The 19,464-nt window shown below is 74.2% G+C and carries 22 protein-coding genes; 5 read left to right on the forward strand and 17 right to left on the reverse strand.

Translation table 11 applies throughout. From position 1 onward, the window contains the following. The first annotated feature begins 81 nt into the window (after positions 1-81). Complete coding sequence (locus tag AC0GKK_RS14180; protein ID WP_489881811.1) at positions 82-2,118, forward strand: cytochrome c oxidase assembly protein; 2,037 nt, start codon at positions 82-84, stop codon at positions 2,116-2,118. On the opposite strand, the gene AC0GKK_RS14185 is transcribed toward AC0GKK_RS14180, so the two are convergent. Further along, positions 2,079-2,369, reverse strand: coding sequence for a hypothetical protein (locus AC0GKK_RS14185; protein WP_489881812.1), 291 nt, complete (start codon positions 2,367-2,369; stop codon positions 2,079-2,081). The two genes, AC0GKK_RS14180 and AC0GKK_RS14185, sit on opposite strands and share 40 nt — an antisense overlap. A 194-nt stretch (positions 2,370-2,563) precedes the next feature. Continuing rightward, positions 2,564-4,873: a heavy metal translocating P-type ATPase gene (locus tag AC0GKK_RS14190; protein ID WP_489881813.1), complete on the reverse strand. Its 2,310-nt coding sequence runs from the start codon at positions 4,871-4,873 to the stop codon at positions 2,564-2,566. Between the two features lie 149 nt (positions 4,874-5,022). On the opposite strand from AC0GKK_RS14190, the gene AC0GKK_RS14195 reads away from it, so the two are divergent. After that, a complete protein-coding gene (locus AC0GKK_RS14195; RefSeq protein WP_482636319.1) occupies positions 5,023-5,709 on the forward strand; it encodes a DsbA family protein in 687 nt (228 codons plus the stop codon). 25 nt (positions 5,710-5,734) lie between these two features. On the opposite strand, the gene AC0GKK_RS14200 is transcribed toward AC0GKK_RS14195, so the two are convergent. Both AC0GKK_RS14200 and AC0GKK_RS14205 read right to left on the reverse strand, forming a co-directional pair. Further along, positions 5,735-6,031, reverse strand: coding sequence for a hypothetical protein (locus AC0GKK_RS14200; protein ID WP_476653412.1), 297 nt, complete (start codon positions 6,029-6,031; stop codon positions 5,735-5,737). Between the two features lie 35 nt (positions 6,032-6,066). Beyond that, a complete protein-coding gene (locus AC0GKK_RS14205; RefSeq protein ID WP_482636318.1) occupies positions 6,067-6,261 on the reverse strand; it encodes a hypothetical protein in 195 nt (64 codons plus the stop codon). A 233-nt stretch (positions 6,262-6,494) separates the two neighbouring features. On the opposite strand from AC0GKK_RS14205, the gene AC0GKK_RS14210 reads away from it, so the two are divergent. Next, complete coding sequence (locus AC0GKK_RS14210; RefSeq protein WP_476653410.1) at positions 6,495-7,355, forward strand: helix-turn-helix domain-containing protein; 861 nt, start codon at positions 6,495-6,497, stop codon at positions 7,353-7,355. A 5-nt stretch (positions 7,356-7,360) separates the two neighbouring features. Here AC0GKK_RS14210 and AC0GKK_RS14215 read toward each other — a convergent pair whose 3' ends face one another. The 4 genes from AC0GKK_RS14215 to AC0GKK_RS14230 all read right to left on the reverse strand — a co-directional run bounded on the left by AC0GKK_RS14215 (position 7,361) and on the right by AC0GKK_RS14230 (position 9,518). Beyond that, positions 7,361-7,519 (reverse strand): DUF397 domain-containing protein, encoded by a 159-nt coding sequence (locus AC0GKK_RS14215; RefSeq protein WP_489884026.1) that lies wholly within the window; start codon positions 7,517-7,519, stop codon positions 7,361-7,363. Between the two features lie 423 nt (positions 7,520-7,942). Then, positions 7,943-8,230 carry a HigA family addiction module antitoxin gene (locus tag AC0GKK_RS14220; protein WP_476653406.1) on the reverse strand — a complete coding sequence of 96 codons (288 nt, stop codon included), beginning with the start codon at positions 8,228-8,230 and terminating at the stop codon, positions 7,943-7,945. A 10-nt stretch (positions 8,231-8,240) separates the two neighbouring features. Continuing rightward, a complete protein-coding gene (locus AC0GKK_RS14225) occupies positions 8,241-8,522 on the reverse strand; it encodes a type II toxin-antitoxin system RelE/ParE family toxin (RefSeq protein WP_482636317.1) in 282 nt (93 codons plus the stop codon). A 51-nt stretch (positions 8,523-8,573) separates the two neighbouring features. Beyond that, positions 8,574-9,518: an EamA family transporter gene (locus AC0GKK_RS14230; protein WP_489881814.1), complete on the reverse strand. Its 945-nt coding sequence runs from the start codon at positions 9,516-9,518 to the stop codon at positions 8,574-8,576. Positions 9,519-9,573: 55 nt separating this feature from the next. Between AC0GKK_RS14230 and AC0GKK_RS14235 the strand changes: the two genes are divergently transcribed. Then, positions 9,574-10,143 (forward strand): CGNR zinc finger domain-containing protein, encoded by a 570-nt coding sequence (locus AC0GKK_RS14235; RefSeq protein ID WP_178376746.1) that lies wholly within the window; start codon positions 9,574-9,576, stop codon positions 10,141-10,143. 78 nt (positions 10,144-10,221) lie between these two features. Here the strand turns inward: AC0GKK_RS14235 and pcaD are convergent, their stop codons facing one another. Further along, positions 10,222-10,989 (reverse strand): 3-oxoadipate enol-lactonase, encoded by a 768-nt coding sequence (gene pcaD, locus AC0GKK_RS14240; RefSeq protein WP_489881815.1) that lies wholly within the window; start codon positions 10,987-10,989, stop codon positions 10,222-10,224. Positions 10,990-11,084: 95 nt separating this feature from the next. Here pcaD and AC0GKK_RS14245 point away from each other — a divergent pair, with 95 nt between their 5' ends. Next, positions 11,085-12,560, forward strand: coding sequence for an aldehyde dehydrogenase (locus AC0GKK_RS14245; protein WP_489881816.1), 1,476 nt, complete (start codon positions 11,085-11,087; stop codon positions 12,558-12,560). Here AC0GKK_RS14245 and AC0GKK_RS14250 read toward each other — a convergent pair. The 8 genes from AC0GKK_RS14250 to AC0GKK_RS14285 all read right to left on the reverse strand — a co-directional run bounded on the left by AC0GKK_RS14250 (position 12,547) and on the right by AC0GKK_RS14285 (position 18,920). Next, positions 12,547-12,687 carry a hypothetical protein gene (locus tag AC0GKK_RS14250; RefSeq protein ID WP_253068195.1) on the reverse strand — a complete coding sequence of 47 codons (141 nt, stop codon included), beginning with the start codon at positions 12,685-12,687 and terminating at the stop codon, positions 12,547-12,549. The two genes, AC0GKK_RS14245 and AC0GKK_RS14250, sit on opposite strands and share 14 nt — an antisense overlap. A 428-nt stretch (positions 12,688-13,115) precedes the next feature. Beyond that, a complete protein-coding gene (locus tag AC0GKK_RS14255) occupies positions 13,116-13,331 on the reverse strand; it encodes a Rieske (2Fe-2S) protein (protein WP_489881817.1) in 216 nt (71 codons plus the stop codon). Positions 13,332-13,610: 279 nt separating this feature from the next. Then, positions 13,611-14,786, reverse strand: a complete 1,176-nt coding sequence (locus AC0GKK_RS14260) for a DUF6529 family protein (RefSeq protein ID WP_489881818.1) — start codon at positions 14,784-14,786, stop codon at positions 13,611-13,613. Between the two features lie 169 nt (positions 14,787-14,955). Beyond that, positions 14,956-15,534 (reverse strand): hypothetical protein, encoded by a 579-nt coding sequence (locus AC0GKK_RS14265; RefSeq protein WP_489881819.1) that lies wholly within the window; start codon positions 15,532-15,534, stop codon positions 14,956-14,958. A 1-nt stretch (position 15,535) separates the two neighbouring features. Then, a complete protein-coding gene (locus AC0GKK_RS14270) occupies positions 15,536-16,558 on the reverse strand; it encodes a hypothetical protein (RefSeq protein ID WP_489881820.1) in 1,023 nt (340 codons plus the stop codon). Next, positions 16,555-17,529 carry a DUF4142 domain-containing protein gene (locus tag AC0GKK_RS14275; protein WP_405420314.1) on the reverse strand — a complete coding sequence of 325 codons (975 nt, stop codon included), beginning with the start codon at positions 17,527-17,529 and terminating at the stop codon, positions 16,555-16,557. The genes AC0GKK_RS14270 and AC0GKK_RS14275 overlap by 4 nt, the downstream gene beginning before the upstream one ends. A gap of 14 nt (positions 17,530-17,543) precedes the next feature. Further along, positions 17,544-17,990: a ferredoxin reductase domain-containing protein gene (locus tag AC0GKK_RS14280; RefSeq protein ID WP_489881821.1), complete on the reverse strand. Its 447-nt coding sequence runs from the start codon at positions 17,988-17,990 to the stop codon at positions 17,544-17,546. Next, positions 17,991-18,920, reverse strand: a complete 930-nt coding sequence (locus tag AC0GKK_RS14285) for a ferric reductase-like transmembrane domain-containing protein (protein WP_489881822.1) — start codon at positions 18,918-18,920, stop codon at positions 17,991-17,993. Positions 18,921-19,464: the final 544 nt, after the last annotated feature.

A 19,464-nucleotide genomic window follows, 5' to 3' on the forward strand; every position in this document is an offset into this window, starting at 1 on the left:
CGCGCGCCGGGCCGGGCGGGGACCATCGGAGGTGACACGGGCGCGGTACGTGCCCGGTGACCACCTGCGGAGGGGTTCTCGGTGAGCGCGAGCACGGAGCAGGCGACGACCGATGCGGCCGGTGGTGCGCAGCCCGCACCGGCGGTGCCGGCGCGGCGCGACCGCCGTGCCCTCCTGACCGCGCTCACGGTCGCCCTGGTGCTGCTGTGCGCCGGCGTCGCGGTCGCCGTCACGATCGGCGACGACGGCTTCTGGCGGCAGAGCGGGCTGCCGGTGCCCGAGCCGGGCCTGAAGGCCGCGACGGTCGTCGCGAAGGTCCTGGCCGTCGCCGCGACCGCGCTCGCCGCCGGGTCGCTGCTGGTCGGCGGCCTGGTCGCGGCGCCACAGGGGTCCGGGACGGTCGACGTCCACGGCTACCGCGCGCTGCGCCGGGGCACCCTGGCCGCCACCGTCGCCGGGGTGTCGGCGATCGCCGCGGGCTGGCTGTCGGTGGCCGACATGACCGGCAACTCCCCCGGCGTCCTGGCGTCGGTGGGCCCGTTCGGGTGGCTCGGCGCCGCCGCGACGATCGAGGAGCCGCTGGGCTGGGCGCTCGCCGGCGCGCTGCTGCTGCTCGTCGCGCTCGGGTCGGCGTTCTCGCTGAGCTGGAAGGCCGTCGCCGCGCTCGGGCTGGTCGCCGCGTGCGCGATGGCGGTGCCCGCAGCGGTCCACCCGGCCGCGACCGGGGCCGGGCACGACTGGAGCGGCGATGCGAACGTGCTGCGCGCCGTCGCCGGGACCGCCTGGCTCGGGCTGGTCGCCGCTCTGGTCGCGTTCCGCGTGCACGGCGGCGTCGTCGAGGGACGTACCGCGGGCCGGGTCCGCGGGCTGCTCGCCGTCGGCGGGGTCGTGTACCTGGCCGGTGAGATCGTCTTCCAGCTGGTGGTGACCGACGCCGGTCCGCTCGGCGGGTCGGCCTACGTGCGGGTCGCCGTGGTCGTCGCGGTGCTGCTCGCGGCCCTGGTCCCGCTGACCGCGCTGCTGGTCCGCGGACTCGTCACCGCCCCGGGCGGACCGGCGCCGGGCCGGCTGCTGCCGGTGGTCGCGGTGCTGGGGGCGGTGGTGGCGACACTGGGCGTCGCGAGCATCCGGCTGGTGCCGCCGCGGTTCGTCGTCGCCGACGACTCGGCGCTGCAGACCCTGATCGGCTGGGACATCGACCGGCCGTTCTCCGCGCTCGCGGTACTGACCGACTGGCGCTGGAACCTGCTGTTCGGCACCGGTGCGCTGGTGCTGGCCGGGCTGTACCTGGTGGCCGTGCGCCGGCTCGCGTCCCGCGGGGTGGTGTGGCCGGTCGGGCGCACCGTCGCCTGGCTGCTGGGCTGCGCGACGCTGCTGCTGGCGACGTCGTCGGGGCTGGGCTTCTACTCCCCGTCCATGTTCAGCGTCCACATGATCAGCCACATGACCCTGAACATGCTCGCGCCGATCCTGCTGAGCCTCGGCGGCGCGGTCACGCTCGCGCTGCGGGTGCTGCGCCCGGCGGGCCGCGGCAACCCACCCGGCCCGCGCGAGTGGCTGCTCGCCGCGGTGCACTCGCGCGTCGCGAAGGTCATGACCCACCCGGCGTTCGCGGCGGTGCTGTTCGTCGGCTCGTTCTACGTCCTGTACTTCACCCCGCTGTTCGACGGGGCGCTGCGGTTCCACTGGACCCACCAGCTGATGAACCTGCACTTCGTGCTGGTCGGCTACCTGTTCTTCTGGCCGCTGATCGGCGTCGACGCCGCCCCGCACCGGCTGCCGCACCTGGGGCGGCTCGCGGTCATGCTCGCGACGATGCCGTTCCACGCGTTCTTCGGCGTCGCGGTGATGAGCTCCTCGACGGTGCTCGGGGAGAACTTCTACCGCCAGGTCGGGCTGCCGTGGCTGGACCTGCTCGACGACCAGCGCACCGGCGGCGGCATCGCCTGGGCGACGGGCGAGATCCCGATGCTGCTGGTGATGGTCACGCTGGTGGTGCAGTGGTCGCGCGACGACTCCCGGGAGGCGGCCCGCAAGGACCGGCAGGCCGAGCGGGACGACGACGCCGAGCTGAAGGCCTACAACGCGATGCTGGAGCAGATGCGCCGGGGCGGCTGAGCGCCGGTCGCGCTCACGCCGTCGCGGCGGTCGCCCTCAGCCGGGTCAGGCCCGGCGAACACGACGGCGGTGAGGTCCGCCCCGTCCTCGCCGCGGACCGTCAGGTCCCCCGGCCGCGGGACCAGGACGAGCTCCCCCGCCGCGACGGCCGTCCAGCAGCCGGTCGTCGTGCGGACCGAGGCGCGGCCCTCGCGCAGGAAGACGGACCCGGTGGCGTCGCGGAGCACCGTGGCCGTCGCGCCGTCGGTCACCCGGGAGCGGCGGGACCGCCGCAGCTGCCACTCCGAAAGGCCGGCATCCGGTCGAGGCGGGTGTCGATCGCATCGGGCAGGGGTGCGGTCACCCCCGGGATCAGCCGCGGGACGGGTCGCCGTATTCCGGCGACCACGCCCGTCCACACCCTCCGGCGGTCGTCCACACCCGCTGCGACGGGTGTGGGGACCGGTCAGGGGGTGTGGACCGTGGGCTCCACGTAGTCGGTCGACTCCTCGCCGACCGGGGTGCGCGTCCCGCCGAGGGTGCCGTCGGCCCAGCTCGCCGCCTTTCGCAGCCGCAGGCTGTTGGTGACCACCAGGAACGACGACAGCGCCATCGCGGCCCCGGCGAGCAGGGGGTTCAGCAGGCCCGCCATCGCGATGGGGATCGCCGCGGTGTTGTAGCCGAACGCCCACCACAGGTTCCCGCGGATGGTGCCCATCGTGGCGCGGGCGAGCTCGACGGTCGCCGGGAGCACGCGCAGGTCGTCGCGCACGAGCACGACGTCGGCGGCCTCCAGGGCGACGTCGGTGCCCGAGCCGACGGCGATGCCCAGGTCGGCCGCGGCGAGCGCGGCGGCGTCGTTCACGCCGTCGCCGACCATGGCGACGGTGCGGCCCTGCGCCTGCAGCGCACGGACCTGGTCGACCTTGCCGTCGGGCAGCGCCCCGGCGACGACCTCGGTGATCCCGCAGGCCCGGGCGACGGCGTGTGCGGCGGCGGGCCGGTCACCGGTCAGCAGCACCGGGCGCAGCCCCATCGCGACGAGCTCGGCCACCGCGACCGGTGCGGACTCCTTCACCGGGTCGGCGAGCGCGACCAGCCCGGCGAGGGCGTCGTCGACGTGCACGGCGACGACGGTGTGCCCGGCCGCCTCCCACTCCACGAGCCGCGGCGCGAGCGCGTCCGTGTCCTCCGGAGGTCGCCCGACGGAGACGGTGCGGCCGTCGACGGTGCCGCGGGCGCCGAGCCCGGGCAGCGCGACGAAGTCCTCCACCGCCGGGACGTCCGGCCCGGCGTGGGCCCGGATCGCGGCGGCGATGGCGTGTTCGGACCCGCTCTCGACCGCGGCGGCGCGGGCCAGCACCTGCGCCGCGTCCGTACCCGGGAGGGCGGCGACCTCGACCACGGCCATCCGCCCGGTCGTCAGCGTGCCGGTCTTGTCCAGGACGACGGTGTCGGCGGCCCGGGTGGTCTCCAGCGCCCGGTGCCCCTTCACGAAGATCCCCAGCTCGGCGCCGCGGCCGGTCGCGACCATCAGCGCGGTCGGCGTCGCCAGCCCCAGCGCGCAGGGGCAGGCGATGATCACCACGGCGATCGCGGGCGCCAGCGCGCCGGCCCAGCCGGCGCCGGCCAGCAGCCAGCCCCCGAGGGTGAGCAGCGCCAGTGCCAGCACCACCGGCACGAACACCGACGACACCCGGTCGACCAGCCGCTGCGTCGCGGACTTCTCGGTCTGCGCCCGCTCGACGGCCGCGATCATCCGCGCGAGCCGGGTGTCCGCGCCGACCTGCTCGGCGACGACGACCAGCCGCCCGCCCGAGGCGATCGTGCCGCCGGTGACGGCGTCGCCCGGCCCGACCTCGACCGGGACCGGCTCGCCGGTCATCGCACTCGTGTCGACGGCGGCCCGCCCGGTCTCGACGACGCCGTCGGCGGCGACCCGCTCGCCCGGCCGCGCCAGGAAGCGGTCGCCGACCCGCAGCCGTCGCACGGGGATGCGGGACTCCGTCCCCCCGGACAGGACGGTGACCTCGTCGGTCTCCAGCGCGGCGAGCGAGCGCATGACACGCCCGGCGGTACGGCGGGCGCGGGCCTCGAAGTACCGCCCGGCCAGCACGAACGTCGTGACCCCGGCGGCGACCTCGAGGTAGAGCGGGCCGGAGGGGTGCAGCACCGCGTCCCACCCGGTGAGGGTCTGGCGGGTGTCGAGGAAGGCCATCTCCCCCAGCGACCAGGCCGACGCCGAGATCACGCCGAGCGAGACGAGGGTGTCCATCGACGTCGTCCCGTGGCGCAGGTTCAGCACGGCGGTGCGGTGGAACGGCCACGCCGCCCAGCCGACGACGGGCAGCGCCAGCGCGACGACCACCCACTGCCAGTACGGGAAGCGCAGCGACGGGACCAGCGACATCGCCAGCGACAGGTCGGCCAGCGGGATGAACAGGATGAGCGCGACGGCCATCCGGGTCCGCAGCCGTCGCAGCGCGGAGTCGTCGGAGGTGGCCTCGTCGCCGGTGTCGGCCGGGCGGATCTCGGTGGCGCCGTAGCCGGCCTTGCGGACCGTCTCGACCAGGGCCGAGACCGGGGTCGCCGACGGGTACCGGACCAGCGCGCGCTCGGTGGCGAGGTTGACGGTCGCGTCGACGCCGTCGAGCTTGCCGAGCTTGCGCTCGACCCGTCCGACGCAGGCCGCGCAGGTCATGCCGTCGATCTTGAGCTCGACCGTACGGACGTCCGTCTCCCCCACGGTCCGGTCCACGGCGCTGTCGGTACTCACGACCCCATGGTTCTACACGCGATCGAAGATCCGCCACCCGGGCCCCTGACCTGCGGCGGACCGGCGCCCCGCCGAACCGTTGCGGGGCGACAGGGCGTACAACTGGTCGTCGGGAGTGGGGGTACGCGGACGTCCGAGGAGGAACCCTGATGGCCACCGGGAAGCGGAAGGCGGCGGCGAAGAACCCGCTCACCGCGAGGAAGGGACCGTCGCAGTTCACGGTGATCGCTCTGATCGTCGTGGTGGCCTTCGCCGCGGTCGTCGGTGTCGGCGTCTACTGGAAGAACTCCGGCGGCGGGATCGCGGTCCCGGCGAACGCGTCCGCGCAGGGCGTGACCGTCGGCAACGAGGCGGCCCCGAAGACCATCGACATCTACCTCGACTTCCAGTGCCCGATCTGCAGGCAGTTCGAGGCACAGGCCGGGCAGACGCTCGACCGGATCGTGTCCTCCGGCCAGGCGAAGATCGTCTACCACCCGATCGCCATCCTGGACCGGGCGTCGTCGACCCGGTACTCGACCCGTGCGGGCGCCGCGGCCGGATGCGCCGCCGCGGCCGGGGTGTTCCCGCAGTTCGAGAAGGAGCTCTACGACAACCAGCCCGCCGAGGGCGGCGCCGGGCTCCCGAACGAGCAGCTGGTCGCTCTCGGGCAGAAGGTCGGCGCGGGCGGCGACTTCGCCCAGTGCGTCGACGACCAGCGCTACGCGCCGTGGGTCGGCCAGATCACCCAGCAGGCGTTGCGCGACGGGGTGTCCGGCACCCCGGCCGTGAAGGTCGACGGCACCCAGGTCGACGCGACCGCGCAGGCTCTCCAGCAGGCGGTCGCCGCGGGCTGAGGCCGCGGCCCTCCGGCGGCGCGGCTCAGTCCGTCACGCCGCCGGAACGCCACGCGGCGACGGCCTCGGTCACCTCCCGCCCGCGGACGCGCGTCAGGTCGCGGTCCCGGTACGGCGAGCGGACACGCTGGGCGACGGCTGCGGCGAGGTCGTCCAGATAGCCGTGTCCGCCCTCGCCGAGGGCGCGCTGCTCGTCCTCCGCGAGCTCCAAGAGCACCGAGTACCCGACGGGGCCGTCCGAGCAGTTCACGTCCAGGTAGCTCCGGGCGCCGTCGTGCAGGAGGAACCAGGCGTGCGGCTCGTGGTCGACGACCTGCATCACGGTGCTCTCCCCTGCTGGCAGACATGCCCGACCGATCAGGCACGACCGGTGTCGCGGAACGGGCAGGTCGCACACAATCCGTCCTGCTCTGCCTCCGACCTACGCCGACGCTCAGCCGCAACCTGAGCCCAGACCCTTCGCTGGGCCTCGGTGTCCATCTGCGTCCCGATGAGGACGGCGAACCAGAGAAGCAGCAGCACACCCCCGACGAGGATCAGCCAGGTGATCATCCCGACCACCCCCGGACGGTCGATACGTGCCCGTACGTGCGAATCATGCGTCGTCGGAACATCTCGCACCCCCGTTCGTCGGGCGGGGTGGCCGCCCTCCCAGGTGAAAGGCGAGTATGCGACGCGAACGACTGCCTGCACCAGACCAGATGCAAAATCAGTCCTGCAATTGCATCCGGCGGCGGCGTCCGAGTACTACTCTCAGCTCAGGTTCGCGCTGAGGAGGTCGTGACATGACCGTGACGCACGGTCCGATAGTCGTCCGCAAGCGGCTCGGTCACGCTCTGAAACAACTCCGCATGGCTCGTAATCTTCAACTCGCGCCAGTCGCCAAGCAGATGGAGATCTCACCGTCCAAGCTGTCCCGGATCGAGACCGGGCAGGTTGAACCCAAGTTCCGGGACATACGGGATCTGCTGACGATCTACAAGGCCTCCCCCGCGGAGAGCGAGCGCATCCTGGAGTGGGCCGGCGAAGCCAAGTCGCCTGCGTGGTGGCAGCCCCTGGCGACGAACGTCGCAGGTGGAAATCTGGATCAGCTGCTGTCCCTCGAGACGGAGGCTCGGAGGAAGCGGACCTTTGCGATGCCGATGGCCGGACTCCTGCAGACCGAGGCCTACGCACGGAGCCTCCTCGGATCAGGTCAGCTCGATCTACCCAGAGCCGAGATAGATCGAATCGTCGAGGTCCGGATGCGTAGACAGAACGTCATCAATCTCGATCGAACCGACGCACCCCCACTGGAACTGCACGTCGTCCTCGACGAGGTCGCCCTGCATCGGGTGACGGATCCAACCATCATGCGCGATCAGATCGCCCTCCTCCTCCGCCGCAGCGCGCAGTCGAACGTGAAGCTCCAGATCCTCCCGTTCTCGGCCGGGTGGACTCGCGCCGTCAGCACGTTCTCGATCTTCGATCCGCGAGACCCGACGACCGACTGGCCGGTCATCAACGTCGAGAGCACCGAGAGAGATTCGTACTATGACACTGCAGCCGACGTAGCCGAGTACGAGAACGTCTGGAAGAACGTTCTTCCGAGCGCGCTCGACGTCGACGCCACGCGACAGAGGCTGCTAGATCACCTGGAAGCGTGATCGGATCAACTACGCAGGCGACTCAGATCGAATTCGGCGTTCCGGACCCCGGCGACGAATGCGACCCACTCCGAGTCGGAGAAGCCGACCTCTGCCCCCGTCGTCGTCGAGCGGACGACAACGCCCTCGGACGTTGCCGCGACCGCGACACACTCACCGCCCATACAGAAAGAGCTAGTGACGAACTGCGAGCCGGATTCGCGCTGCGGGCCCTCGTGGCCTGGGTTCGACACGCTCGACCTCTACTGTTCATGCCCGCACACGTCTTGCGGGGCCCTCTCCTGACCTGCCGAAAGGCAGAATTCGGAGTGTGATCACCCTCCCACGAAGATCGTGTACACCCGTCGGCGGGCACGGCGGCAGCGACGGTCACCGGCTCGTTCTACCGCTTGACTTACGAGATCGGCCGCTAGACCACTCCGTCACTCACAGCCGGTACAGCTCCCGTCCAGTCATCGGAACGGAGTCGACAGCCCGTTCGAAGGGTGCGTCATCCGATCGCGAGAGTCCCGACGAGGCGCGGCCACGCCCGCCGCGTCAGGATGCTGCCCCCCGGGCTTCGAGACCTGACCGCGCGAGGCGCGAACTCAGGCACTCGCCCGTGGCATGATCGTGGTCAGGTCGACGGACCGCTCCGCCGTCCGCAAGTCGTAGTTGTCCTGCAGGTTGAGCCAGAACTGCGCGGTCGTCCCGAAATAGCGCCCCAGCCTCAGCGCGGTGTCCGCGGTGATGGCCTGACTGCCGCGCAGGATGCGGTTGATACGCATGGGGTCGACATGAATGGCCTTGGCCAGCGCGTTCTGGCTCAGCCCCAGGGGTTCGAGGTACTCCTCGGCGAGGATCTCGCCAGGAGTGACCGGTGCCAACTCGTCCACGATCTCCTCCTCAGTGGTAGTCCACGATTTCGACGTCCTCGGGGCCCGCCTCGGTCCAGTGGAAACAGATCCGCCACTGGTCGTTGATGCGGATGCTGTGCTGCCCGGCCCGATCACCCCGCAATGCTTCGAGCCGGTTCCCCGGGGGACTCGCCAGGTCCCCGAGCGTGACCGCGGCGTGCAGCACGGTCAGCTTGCGCAGCGCGACACGGGCCAGCTTCGGGTCGAACCGCCGAGGCCTGCATCCGTTCCAGATCTCCTCGGTGAGGCTCCCGTTGAACGACCGCAGCACCGCACAATTATAGCGCGTCACGCTATAGCCGCCAACGACTCCGGCCCGAGCTCAACCCTGGGTGGCGATCTCACTCGGCGTCGCCGCGACCCGGTTCTCCGCCCGCCGGATCAGCACGATCCCCCCGAGGATCAGCACCCCACCACCCACCTGGACCAGGGTCGGCACCTGAGCGATCAGCACCCAGGCCGCCAACACACCGAACATCACCTCGGACAGCCCCACGAACGACGCGACGCGCGTGTCGAGCCGGCGGATGGCGATGATCCCCGTGAGGTACGGCAGCGCCGTCGCGAGCACGACGAGCATCCCCAGCAGCACCGGCCAGGGCACGTCGACGCCCGCCAGCCGGCCGCTGGACTCCCCCACCCGCCACGGCGTGATGCCCAGCAGACCGGTCACGGTGAGCGTCACCGCGCCCACGACCATCGCCCCGGAGATCATCAGCAGCGGCGGGACGCCGCCCTCGTCGTCGCCGCCGGGCAGCAGGAAGTAGACGCAGACGCACACCGCCGCGCCGAGGCCCCACAGGATTCCCGTCAGGTCGACGCGCTGGGGTCCGAACGGGTCGACGACCAGCACGAGCCCGGCGAGTGAGACCAGGCAGCCGACGAGCGTCACCACGGCCGGGGTGCGCCGGGTCCGCGCCCAGGTCCAGCCGACGAGCAGCACGGGTGCGAGGAACTCCAGCAGCAGCGCGACGCCCACCGACAGGTGCTGCAGCGCCTGGAAGAAGCACAGCTGGACACCGGCGACGGCGGCCAGGCCGTAGAGCAGGACCTTGCGGGCGTTCGGCGCGCTGAGCGGGTACCGGCGCAGCATCACGACCGCGACCGGGAGCAGCAGGACTGCGGCGCCCGCGATGCGCAGCAGCGTCGTGAGCCCGGGCGACCAGCCCGCTTCCAGGAACGCCGCGCCGAGCGGTCCGGAGAAGCCGTACGCGGCGGCCGAGACCAGCGCCCACATCAGCCCGCGGACCATGTGATCCCGTGTCACGACCGAAGTACCCATAGACTCCTGACACTAGGAACCGACCATGTCAGGGGTCAACATGGAATTCGCCCATGACACCCAGGTGCTGCTCGCGGCGGCCGCGGCGCTGGTGAACACCCGTCGGGCCGAGCCGGACCCGCTCGACGACGTGCCGGGCTTCGCGGCGTGGCTGGCCGAGCAGCCGTACTCGGGGCGCCGCGCCGGCTCCGACGACGAGCGCCGGGCCGTCCGTACGCTCCGCGAGCGGCTGGCCGGACTGTGGCCCGCCCACGGCGACGACGACGGCCCCGATCGCGACGGCACCGTCACGCTGGTCAACGCGATCCTCGCCGAGACCGACGCGCGCCCCCACCTCGCGCGGCACGACGGCTGGGACTGGCACCTGCACGTCACGCCCCAGGACGCGCCGCTCGCGGACCGGATGGGCGCGGAGATCGCGATGTCGGTCGTCGACCTGGTGCGCGGCGACGACCTGTCCCGGCTGCGTCGCTGCGCCGCCGAGGACTGCGACGCCGTGCTGGTCGACCTGTCCCGCAACCGGTCCAAGCGGTTCTGCGACACCGGCAACTGCGCGAACCGCGCGCACGTCGCCGCCTACCGCGCCCGCCGCGCCACCCGGACGCCCTGACACCCCGGCCTCGCCGTGTCGATCAGTACCTGAGCGCGGTGCGCCCCGGTCGGGACCGCGCTCAGGTACTGATCGACGTCAGCTGCCGGGCAGGTGCTCGGTGAGCAGGGCGTTCACCTCGTCGGGGCGCTCGTAGTTCAGCAGGTGTGCCGAGTCAGCGACCTCGGCGTAGCGGGCGCCGGGGATCGCGTCGGCGATCTCGTGCAGCGACGACGGCGGCGTCGCCGGGTCGTCCGCCCCCGCCACGACGAGCGCCGGCACCGACACCGCACCCAGCTCGGCGCGGATGTCGAAGGCGCCGATGGCGGCGCAGCAGGCGGCGTAGCTCTCGTCGTCCGCGGCGCGCAGCATGTCCAGCAGGCGCTGCTCACCGGCCGGGTCGCGCTGCGCCCAGGTCTCGACGTACCAGGTCCCGGGCCGGGAACCGACCATCGCGGCCGTGCCGTCGGCCCGCACGGTCGCCGCGCGCTGCGGCCACGAGTCCGGGTTCGGGAAGCGCGCCGCCGTCGCCAGGACCGCGATGCTGCGCACCCGCTCCCCGCCGTGCACGCCGAGCCACTGGCCGATCGCCCCGCCGATCGAGACGCCGACGTAGTGGAAGTCCCCGATCCCGGCGGCGTCGGCGGCGGCGAGCGCGCCGCGGCCGAGCTCGGAGATCGTGAGGTCACCGGTGACGGGGGCCGAGTCGCCGTGGCCGGGCAGGTCGAACCGGACGCAGCGGAAGCGGTCGGACAGGGCCGCCACCTGGGCGTCGAACAGGTGCAGGTCGGTCCCCAGCGACGGGCCGAACAGCACGGCCGGTCCGTCGGCCGGACCGTCCACGACATGGTGCAGATCGAGTGCCATGTGCCCATCCTGCACCGGCTGCGGATCGCGGCCCGGGTTCGTAGGGTCACCGGCGAGGACGTGCGCCGTCGGAGCCGCTGGAGAGAGGACCGTCCATGGCCGAGCTCGAGACCTTCAGGATGCTCATCGGCGGGAAGCCGTCCGACGCGGCGTCCGGCCGTACCTTCGAGACGCAGAACCCGTTCACCGGAGCGCCGTGGGCGACCGTGCCGGACTGCGGCCCCGACGACGTCGACACCGCCGTCGCCGCCGCCCGCACCGCGCTCGACGGCGAGTGGGGCGCGATGACCCCGTTCGCCCGCGCCGCCTGCCTGCGCCGGCTGGGCGAACTGATCACCGAGAACGCCGAGGCGCTGGCCCGGACCGAGGTCAACGACTCCGGGAAGCTGTACCGGGAGATGATCGGCCAGCTCAACGGGCTGGGGGGCTGGTACCACTACTACGCCGGGATCGCCCCGACGATCGAGGGCCGCCAGATCCCCGCGCCGAACCCGAACTACCTGGTCTACACGCGCAAGGAGCCGGTCGGCGTCGTCGCGGCGATCACGCCGTGGAACTCCCCGCTGCTGCTGATGACCTGGAAGGTCGCGCCCGCGCTGGCCGCGGGCTGCACGATCGTCGTGAAGCCGTCGGAGCACTCGCCCGCCTCGACGCTCAGGTGGGCCGAGCTGATCGAGAAGGCCGGGATCCCGGCCGGTGTGGTCAACGTCGTCACCACGAACGACCGGGACACCGCCGCGCACCTGGCCGGTCACCCGGGCGTCGACAAGGTCGCGTTCACCGGCTCCACCGCGACCGGTCGGTCGATCGCGAAGGCGGCCGCTGCGAACCTGAACAAGGTCACCCTGGAGCTGGGCGGCAAGTCCCCGCAGGTCGTGTTCCCCGACGCCGACCTGGAGTCGGCCGCGAACGGGATCATCGCCGGCGTGTTCGCCGCGACCGGCCAGACCTGCATGGCGGGGTCGCGGCTGATCGTGCACGCCGACGTCCACGACGAGCTCGTCCGGCTCATCGCCGAGCGCGCGGCGACGATCACGCTCGGCGACCCGAACGCCGAGGACACCGAGATGGGTCCGGTTGCGAACGGGCCGCAGTACGAGAAGGTCCTCGGCTACCTGGAGACGGCGAAGGCGGAGGGCAACACCGTCGCCTACGGCGGGGCCGCGGAGTCCGGGCTGGGCGGCTACTTCGTGCAGCCGACCGTGATCACCGGGGTGACGCCCGAGTCCACGGTCTACCGGGAGGAGGTGTTCGGCCCGGTGCTCGCGGCGCTCACCTTCACCGACGAGGACGAGGCCGTGAAGCTGGCCAACGACACCCCGTACGGCCTGGCCGGCGCGGTGTGGACGAAGGACGTGCACCGGGCACACCGCGTCGCCGGACGGATCCGGGCCGGCACGGTGTGGATCAACGCCTACCGGGTGGTGGCGCCGAGCGTCCCGTTCGGCGGGTTCGGGCACTCCGGGCTCGGCCGGGAGAACGGCGTCGCGGCCGTCGAGGAGTACCTGGAGAACAAGTCGGTGTGGGTGGAGCTGTCCGGCGGCACCCGCGACCCGTTCACCCTCGGCTGACCCGGGACCCCCGGGCCGGGGACTCCTCCCAGCCCAGCCGTTCGGTCCAGCGCTCGCCGCGGTCGGCACGACGCGGGGCGGGCACGCGGGCGGCGGGGGTGTCGGTACGGGTCTCGGACGTGCTCATGGGGGGCCTTCCGTCAGCGGTGTGCACCGCCGTGCCCGGGGTCGAGGTCCCGGGCACGGCGGTCCTCCGGCACCGCGGCCAGGACGCGCGGGGCCGGCGACGGGGAGCGTCGCCGGATCCGGCGACGTGTCGCGCGGCGCGGAAGTCGGGGAGCGGCCACGGAACCGGTGCGGACCGCACGCTACGGACCGACGGGGGCCGCTGTTCGCGAGCTGAGACCCCGACCGGTGGACGGACCCGCGAGCGCGACGGATGGGAATGCGTTCGGCCGTCGGGACCAGCCGAGTCCGTCGTTCGCCCGCGGGGCTCTCAGCGGGCGGCCGCTCTCCTGGGCGAACGCGAACGCGAACGCGCAGACAGAGCTCCGACCCGCGACGATCACGACGGTGTGGGTCCGCCGGGCCGGGGCCGGTCCCGCGGGCTGCCGGTCAGGCCAGGACCACCTGCCCTCCCTCGACCCGCACCGGTCGCGCGGTGAGCGGGGCCCGGGCGGGGCCGTCGAGCGGGGCCCCGTCGGAGACGGCGAACAGGCTGCCGTGGCAGGGACAGGAGATGCCGGCCGGGGAGACCTGGTCGACGAGACAGCCCTGGTGCGGGCAGGTCGCGTCGAACGCCAGGACGGTGTCCGCGTCCGGGCGGGTCACGACGACCTTCTGCTCGGCGAAGACCCGGCCGCCGCCGACCGGGACGTCGTCGACGGCGGCGATGCCGGCCGGTGCCGCGGCGGCGCTGCTGCTCGGGCGGCCGCCGCGGGGGCGGGGGTGGTCGGTGCGGGCGCGGCGGGTGCCGTGTCGCGCGGGGTTCCGTAGGTGGCGCAGCCCGCGGCGCAGCAGGCCACGGCGGCACCGGCGCCGGCGAGGAGCCGGCGGCGCGGGATCGGGGACACGGGGGACCTCCGGAGGACGGTGGGAGCGGTCGGGGGGTCAGAACGACAGGCCGTGGCCGGCGAAGAACCACAGCGCCGAGGTCAGCCAGACCCCGGCGAGGACGGCGAGCAGCACCCCGCCCGCGACGGCGAGCAGCCACCCGGGCACGCCGGGGCGGCGCAGGAGCAGCATCTTGGTGACGAACGCGCCGTAGAACAGGCAGCCGAGCGCGGAGTGCAGCAGCGCCGACGTCGTCGCGCCGGACCAGCCGAACGCGTAGAGGCACTGCACGGCGACGGGCACGGTCACCAGCACCGCGGCGCGGCCCGACCAGCGGTGCGCGACCGCGGTGACAGGGTCGGCGTAGCCGCGCATCATCATCCGGCCGGTGACGCCCTGGACGATCGCGAGGACCAGGGCGGCCGAACCGAGCCACGCCTTGGCCGCGGCGCCGCTGGAGAAGCCGGCGAGGTTGACCGCGACGCCGGTGCCGACGTGCTGGCGGGCCCAGACGCCGAGCGCGACCGCGACCAGCGACCCGACCACGACGGGGACGGCCACGACCCGCCACGACAGGCCCTCCGCCGGGACCGCGACGTCGTGGGCCGCCTCGGCGTCGGGGCGGCGACGGGCGCGCGCCGGGTCGGGTGCCGTCGCACGGGACCGTCGACGGCCGGGGCCGCGCCGACCGGGCCTGCGGGCGGGGCCGTCGTCGCCGTCGGCCCGGTCGCGGACGGCGGGGCGTGCGGGGCGCTCGCGGTACGCGGCGGCCGGGTCCTCGGCCGGGGCGCCGGTGCGGACGTCGGCATCGGTGGTCGCCCCGTCGCCCGTCCCGTAGCCCGTCCGGTCGTAGCGGCCGGGTTCGGCGTAGCCGGCGAGCGGTTCGTAGGCGTCGGGGTGGTCGGCCGTGCCTGCCGGCCGGCCACGGTGGTCGGCGTGGTCGGCGTGGTCGGACCAGTGCAGCCGGTCCGCGCCGGCGGGCCGGGAGCGGCCGGGGGTGCTCCCGGACCAGGCCGTGTCGTCGGCGCCCTCGGACCATCCCGAGGGCGGGTCGTCACCGGCGGCCCGGCGCGGGCGGCCGGGACGCGCGGCCCCGGCGGCGGGCGCCGGGCGGCGCGGCGTGGTGACCCCGTGGGCGCCCGAGCCGCCACCCGGGGCGGGGTGAGCGGGCCGGTCGGGGTGAACAGGTCCCCTGCGACGGCGTCGCGGCGACGGTCGGCGGTGCCCGCCCACCGGTCCGCGCCGCCGTCGGGGTCGTGGTCGGGTGCCCAGGACGGCTCCGGGACGGCGGCCCAGCCGCCGCTGTGCTCGGGGCCGCGTGGGCTCGGGATGTCCGCGGGGACCGGGGCGAACCCGACCGGGTCGGTGAGCTCGCGGTCCGCGTGCCGCGCGCGGGGGGACATCAGTACCCACCGCCGTAGCCGCTGCCGCCGGTGGACGGGGCCGGCGCCTGGGCCGGGGCCTCGGCGGGTGCGGGTGCGGGTGCGGGGGCCGGCGTCGCGGCCGGGGCCGGGTCGGAGGCGTCGGTCCGGGTCGCGGTGAAGTCCCAGGACCTCCCGTCGGCGCGGGCGGTGCCGGTGGCGACGCCGTCGGCGACGGTGTACTCGACCTCCGCGCCGTCCTTTCCGGTCAGGCGGGTGGTGCCGCCGGGGGTGGCGGTGCCCTTCGTCCAGGACTCGATGCCGCGGTTGTCGCAGACGTAGGCCTTCACGGCGCCGTCGGTGACCCGGATGTCGACGGTGACCTTCCCGTTCGTCGACCGGCCCTTGTAGACGACCTCGCCGGTCGCGGCCGGTGCCGGGGCGGCCGTCGGAGCGGGCGCCGCCGGGAGGGCGGACGAGCCGGCGGCCTGTTCGACGGCGGCGGGGGCCGCCGCGGGCAACGGTTCCGGTTCCGCGGTGAGCACGACGTTGGCCGTCGCGGCCCCGGCGGCGACCGCGCCCACGGCGACCATGGTCAGGAGGGGTCCGGAGAGTCGCATGTCAGCCCACCTCGATCCGGACCGAGTCGAACGCGGGCGTCTGGTTGGCCCGCTGCATCATCGGGGTGCGGTGCGACCCGTCCCCCGCCCACGACGAGCACTGCAGCTCGCCGGTCTGCTCGACCCCGGGCACGTCGATCGTGACGCTGTCCGGCCGTGCCCCTCCACCGCCGTCCTCGGTGGCCTGGAAGAACAGCGGATCGGGCGACGAGTCCGGTGCCTCGCCCGGGTCGGGCAGGATCCGGCAGGCGGTGTGGAAGTGGCCGCGCTGGAGTCCCTGGCCGTCGAGCAGGGACGCCTCGGCGTAGTAGCCGCCCTGGGCCGCGGGGAGGAACCGGTCGCGGACCAGGTTCCGGGTGCTGACGGTCAGGCGGAACGACTCCCCGGACCGGACCTTCGTCGGGGCCTGGGTGATGAGCAGCGACGGGCTGCGGTCGGCGTCGGCGACCTCGCCGAACGCGGTGGACACGCAGCGGGGCGCCTTCTGGAAGCCGTCGTGGGCGGTGAGCCGGCTGCCGGAGCAGTCGACGGCGAGGATGTCGAGCGCCGATTGCGCGCCCTTCTTCTCCCCGTCGCCCGCGCCGCCGGCACCCTGGTCGGCCGAGCCGCCACCGGCCCCGGCGCTGTCACCGGCCCCGTCACCGGAGCCCGATGAGCCGGAGCCCGATGAGCCGGAGCCCGATGAGCCGGAGCCCGATGAGCCGGAGCCCGATGAGCCGGAGCCCGATGAGCCGGAGCCCGATGAGCCGGAGCCCGATGAGCCGGAGCCCGTGTGCCCGGCGTGGTCGTGCTCCCCGCCCCCGGAGGAACTCCCGGATCCGGAGGCACCCTCGGAGGAGCCGGAGGAGCCGGAACCTCCGGACGAGCCGGTCGAGTCGGACGGCCCGGCGGCGACGTTCGCCGGCCGGTCGCTCCGGTCGGCGGAGGCGGCCCCGGCGGCGTACGCGGCGGGCCCGGCGACGAGCAGGCCCAGGGCGAGCGCGGTGACCGCGATCGTCCTGCTGCGGCTGGTGGTGGATCTCATCGGTATCGGCTCCTCGGGGCGGTGCGGTGCGCTCCGGTGGTGCGGGAGGGCGGCGCTCCGGTGTCGGTGTCCAGGTCGAGGTCGTGGGGGGTGGCGTCGGTGAGGCCGGGCCCGGGATCGGGCTGCGGCCGGACGGGTGGCACGTGCGCCAGCTCGTCCCAGGGGTCGGGTGGGCCGACCGGCAGGGCCCGCCGGGCGCCGTCGCGGGGGTGGCGCGGGGCGGGGACGAAGGCGGCGGCCGGGCCGGGGGCGGGGCGGCCGCGCCGGTGCAGGGTCATGAGCAGCCCGCCCGCGGCGAGCAGCGCGACCCCGACCACCAGCGCCGGGACGACGACGTCGGACGCGGTGCGGGTCCCGGTCGGCACCGGATCGGGCGGGGCGGGCAGCGCCGCGTAGTCGACCAGACCGGTCGACTCCAGATAGCCGATGTGCCGGGTGACGTACACCGACGCCTCGTTCGCGAACTGCCGCATGAGCTCGTTGCGGGTGCCGACCTTGACGTCGGTGATCACCGGCAGGACCGAGCCGTGCGCGGCGCGCAGGATCTGCACGAACTGGCGGTCGTAGTCGGTCCCGGTGCGGGCGGTCAGGTCGTTCATCCAGCCGATCTGCTGGTCGTTGGGCCTGCTGGGCAGCAGGACCCCGAGCTGTTCAGCGGTGGAGCGGACCAGCTCGTCGAGGTCGTGGTGCTCGACGCCGAGCTTGCGGGCGACCTCGCGGACGGCGGGCGAGGTGGCCTGCTGCTCGCCCTGCTGCCCGGTCGGGGCCTCCCAGAGACCGGCGAGGCGCACCTTCTGCAGCAGGTCGCGGTCGGCGGGCCCGAGCGGACCCCACCGGGTCTGCGTCCACCCCTGCTGCTGGTCGGTGGCGGCCGAGGTCGCCACCCAGTACTGGGCGAGCACGACGGCGGCGACCGCGGCCAGTGCGGCGAGCACCGACCAGCGGAGCGGGCCGGGGATCCGGCGGGACATGGGTTCTCCCCTTCTCAGACCTGGGCGAACTGCTCGGTGTGCACCCGGTCGTCCGGGACCCCGAGCGCGGTGAGGGTGGCGAGGACGTCGCCGACGAGCTGCGGTCGGCCGCAGACGAAGTAGTCGAGCCGGCGGGCCGGGTCCTCGAGGTCGGTCAGGACGGCGGCGAGCAGCGCGGTGTCGATCGGCCCGGTCGCCCCGGACCAGTCCGCCGACGGGCGGCGCAGCACCTCGGTGACCTGCAGGTCGATCAGCGTGCGCAGGTGCGCGAGCTCGGCCCGGAACAGCAGGTCGGCGCGGTCGCGGGCGTGCACGACCAGCCGGTACGGCCGCCGGTCGCCGCGGTCGGCGGCGGTGCGCAGCATGCTCATCATCGGGGTGATCCCGACGCCGCCCGCGATCAGCACGAGCCCGGTGGACGGCACCGAGTCCGGGGTGAACGAGCCGTACGGGCCGTCCACCTAGACCGGGTCGCCGCGGCGCAGCTCGCGCAGCCGCCCGGCGAAGTCACCGGTGTGTCGCACGGTGAACTCGACCCGCCCGCGGTCGGACGCCGACGACGCGATGGTGAACGGGTGCTCCTCCACCGACATCCGCTCCAGCCGCAGCCAGGCGAACTGGCCGGGCCGGAACCACGGTCCGGCGTGCCGGCCGGGCCGGGCGAGGACCAGCGTCGACACGGTGGGGCTCTCCGGGCGCACGACGTGCACCCGGAACTCGCCGGTCGCCGCGCGGGCGCCCCAGCGCAGCACCAGCACCGCGACCAGCAGCAGGCCGAGCCCGCCCAGCACGGGCCCCATGACGGCGTCGCCGACCAGGTTGTTCAGCCACAGCACGTGCAGCGACGACGCGCCGACGACAACCGCGGCCAGGCTCAGGTGCAGCCAGCGCCACACCTCGTGCGAGCCGGACCGGACACCGCGCAGCGCGAGCAGCAGCAGCACGACGACCGCGATCGTCGCGAGGGTGGCGGCCTGGCCGCGGGCCGGTGCGGCGAGCGGCACGAGCAGCCCGACACGTTCGGGGTGGTCGGCCACCACGCAGGCGAGGTGCAGCGCGACCAGCACCCCGGCGAGCACGCCGAGCCTGCGGTGCAGGCCGAGCAGGGTCTCCAGGCCGAGGGCGCCGGAGAGCCCGCGCACCCGGGACGGCAGCACCGCGACGATCACCATCGCCGACAGCGCGAGCAGCCCGGTCAGCACCGAGAGCTGGTGCAGCAGCGGCTGCGGTCCGGAACGGAGCATCCAGATCAACGACGGGCCGACGAGGACCGTGACCAGCACGGATCCCCACACCGTGCGGGCGCGGCGGTGCGCCAGCCAGGCGTCGGCGGGCGGCGGGGTGTCCCGCCGCAGGGGTGCGGTGACCGGATGCGGAACCGGGCGGGTCACCGGTCACCGGGCGTGCGCCCGGCCGGTGAGGGTGCCCGCAGCGGGCGGGGGTGGTGGGTGCGCGAGCGGTGGACCGTCACGGACCGGCCTCGGGCCGGTCGCGGGTGCGACGCTACGGTCGGGCGGACGCCGGGGGCGCGTCCGCGCAGGGCGGGGCGGGTCATCGGATCACTCCGGTTCGTGGAACCGGCCGGGTGGGGAGCCCCGGCCACCGCCGCGGCATCCAGGGGGAGCGGGCCGCGGTGCGGTGACACGAACATAGGAACCCCACCGGGACGGGGTTGCGTTGCTGAGAACACGCACCGCCGTCCGGTCGTCGGTGTCCGGCGGGCGGGGACCGATCGCTCCGGTCGGAGTACGGACGTACGACCGACCGGCGCGATGACTCTCAGGGACACGACGTTCACCGCGCGCGACCACCGCTGGTCCCGCGCAGTCGGCCTCCGGCGGCGCGATCGGGCACGCCGGCACAGCCGGAGACGGCAGCCCCGGGCACCCCGGAACCCGGCGGGGCCGCTGCGGACGGCCGGTCGATCGGCCGGTG

Source organism: Pseudonocardia sp. P-1, from assembly GCF_058111925.1.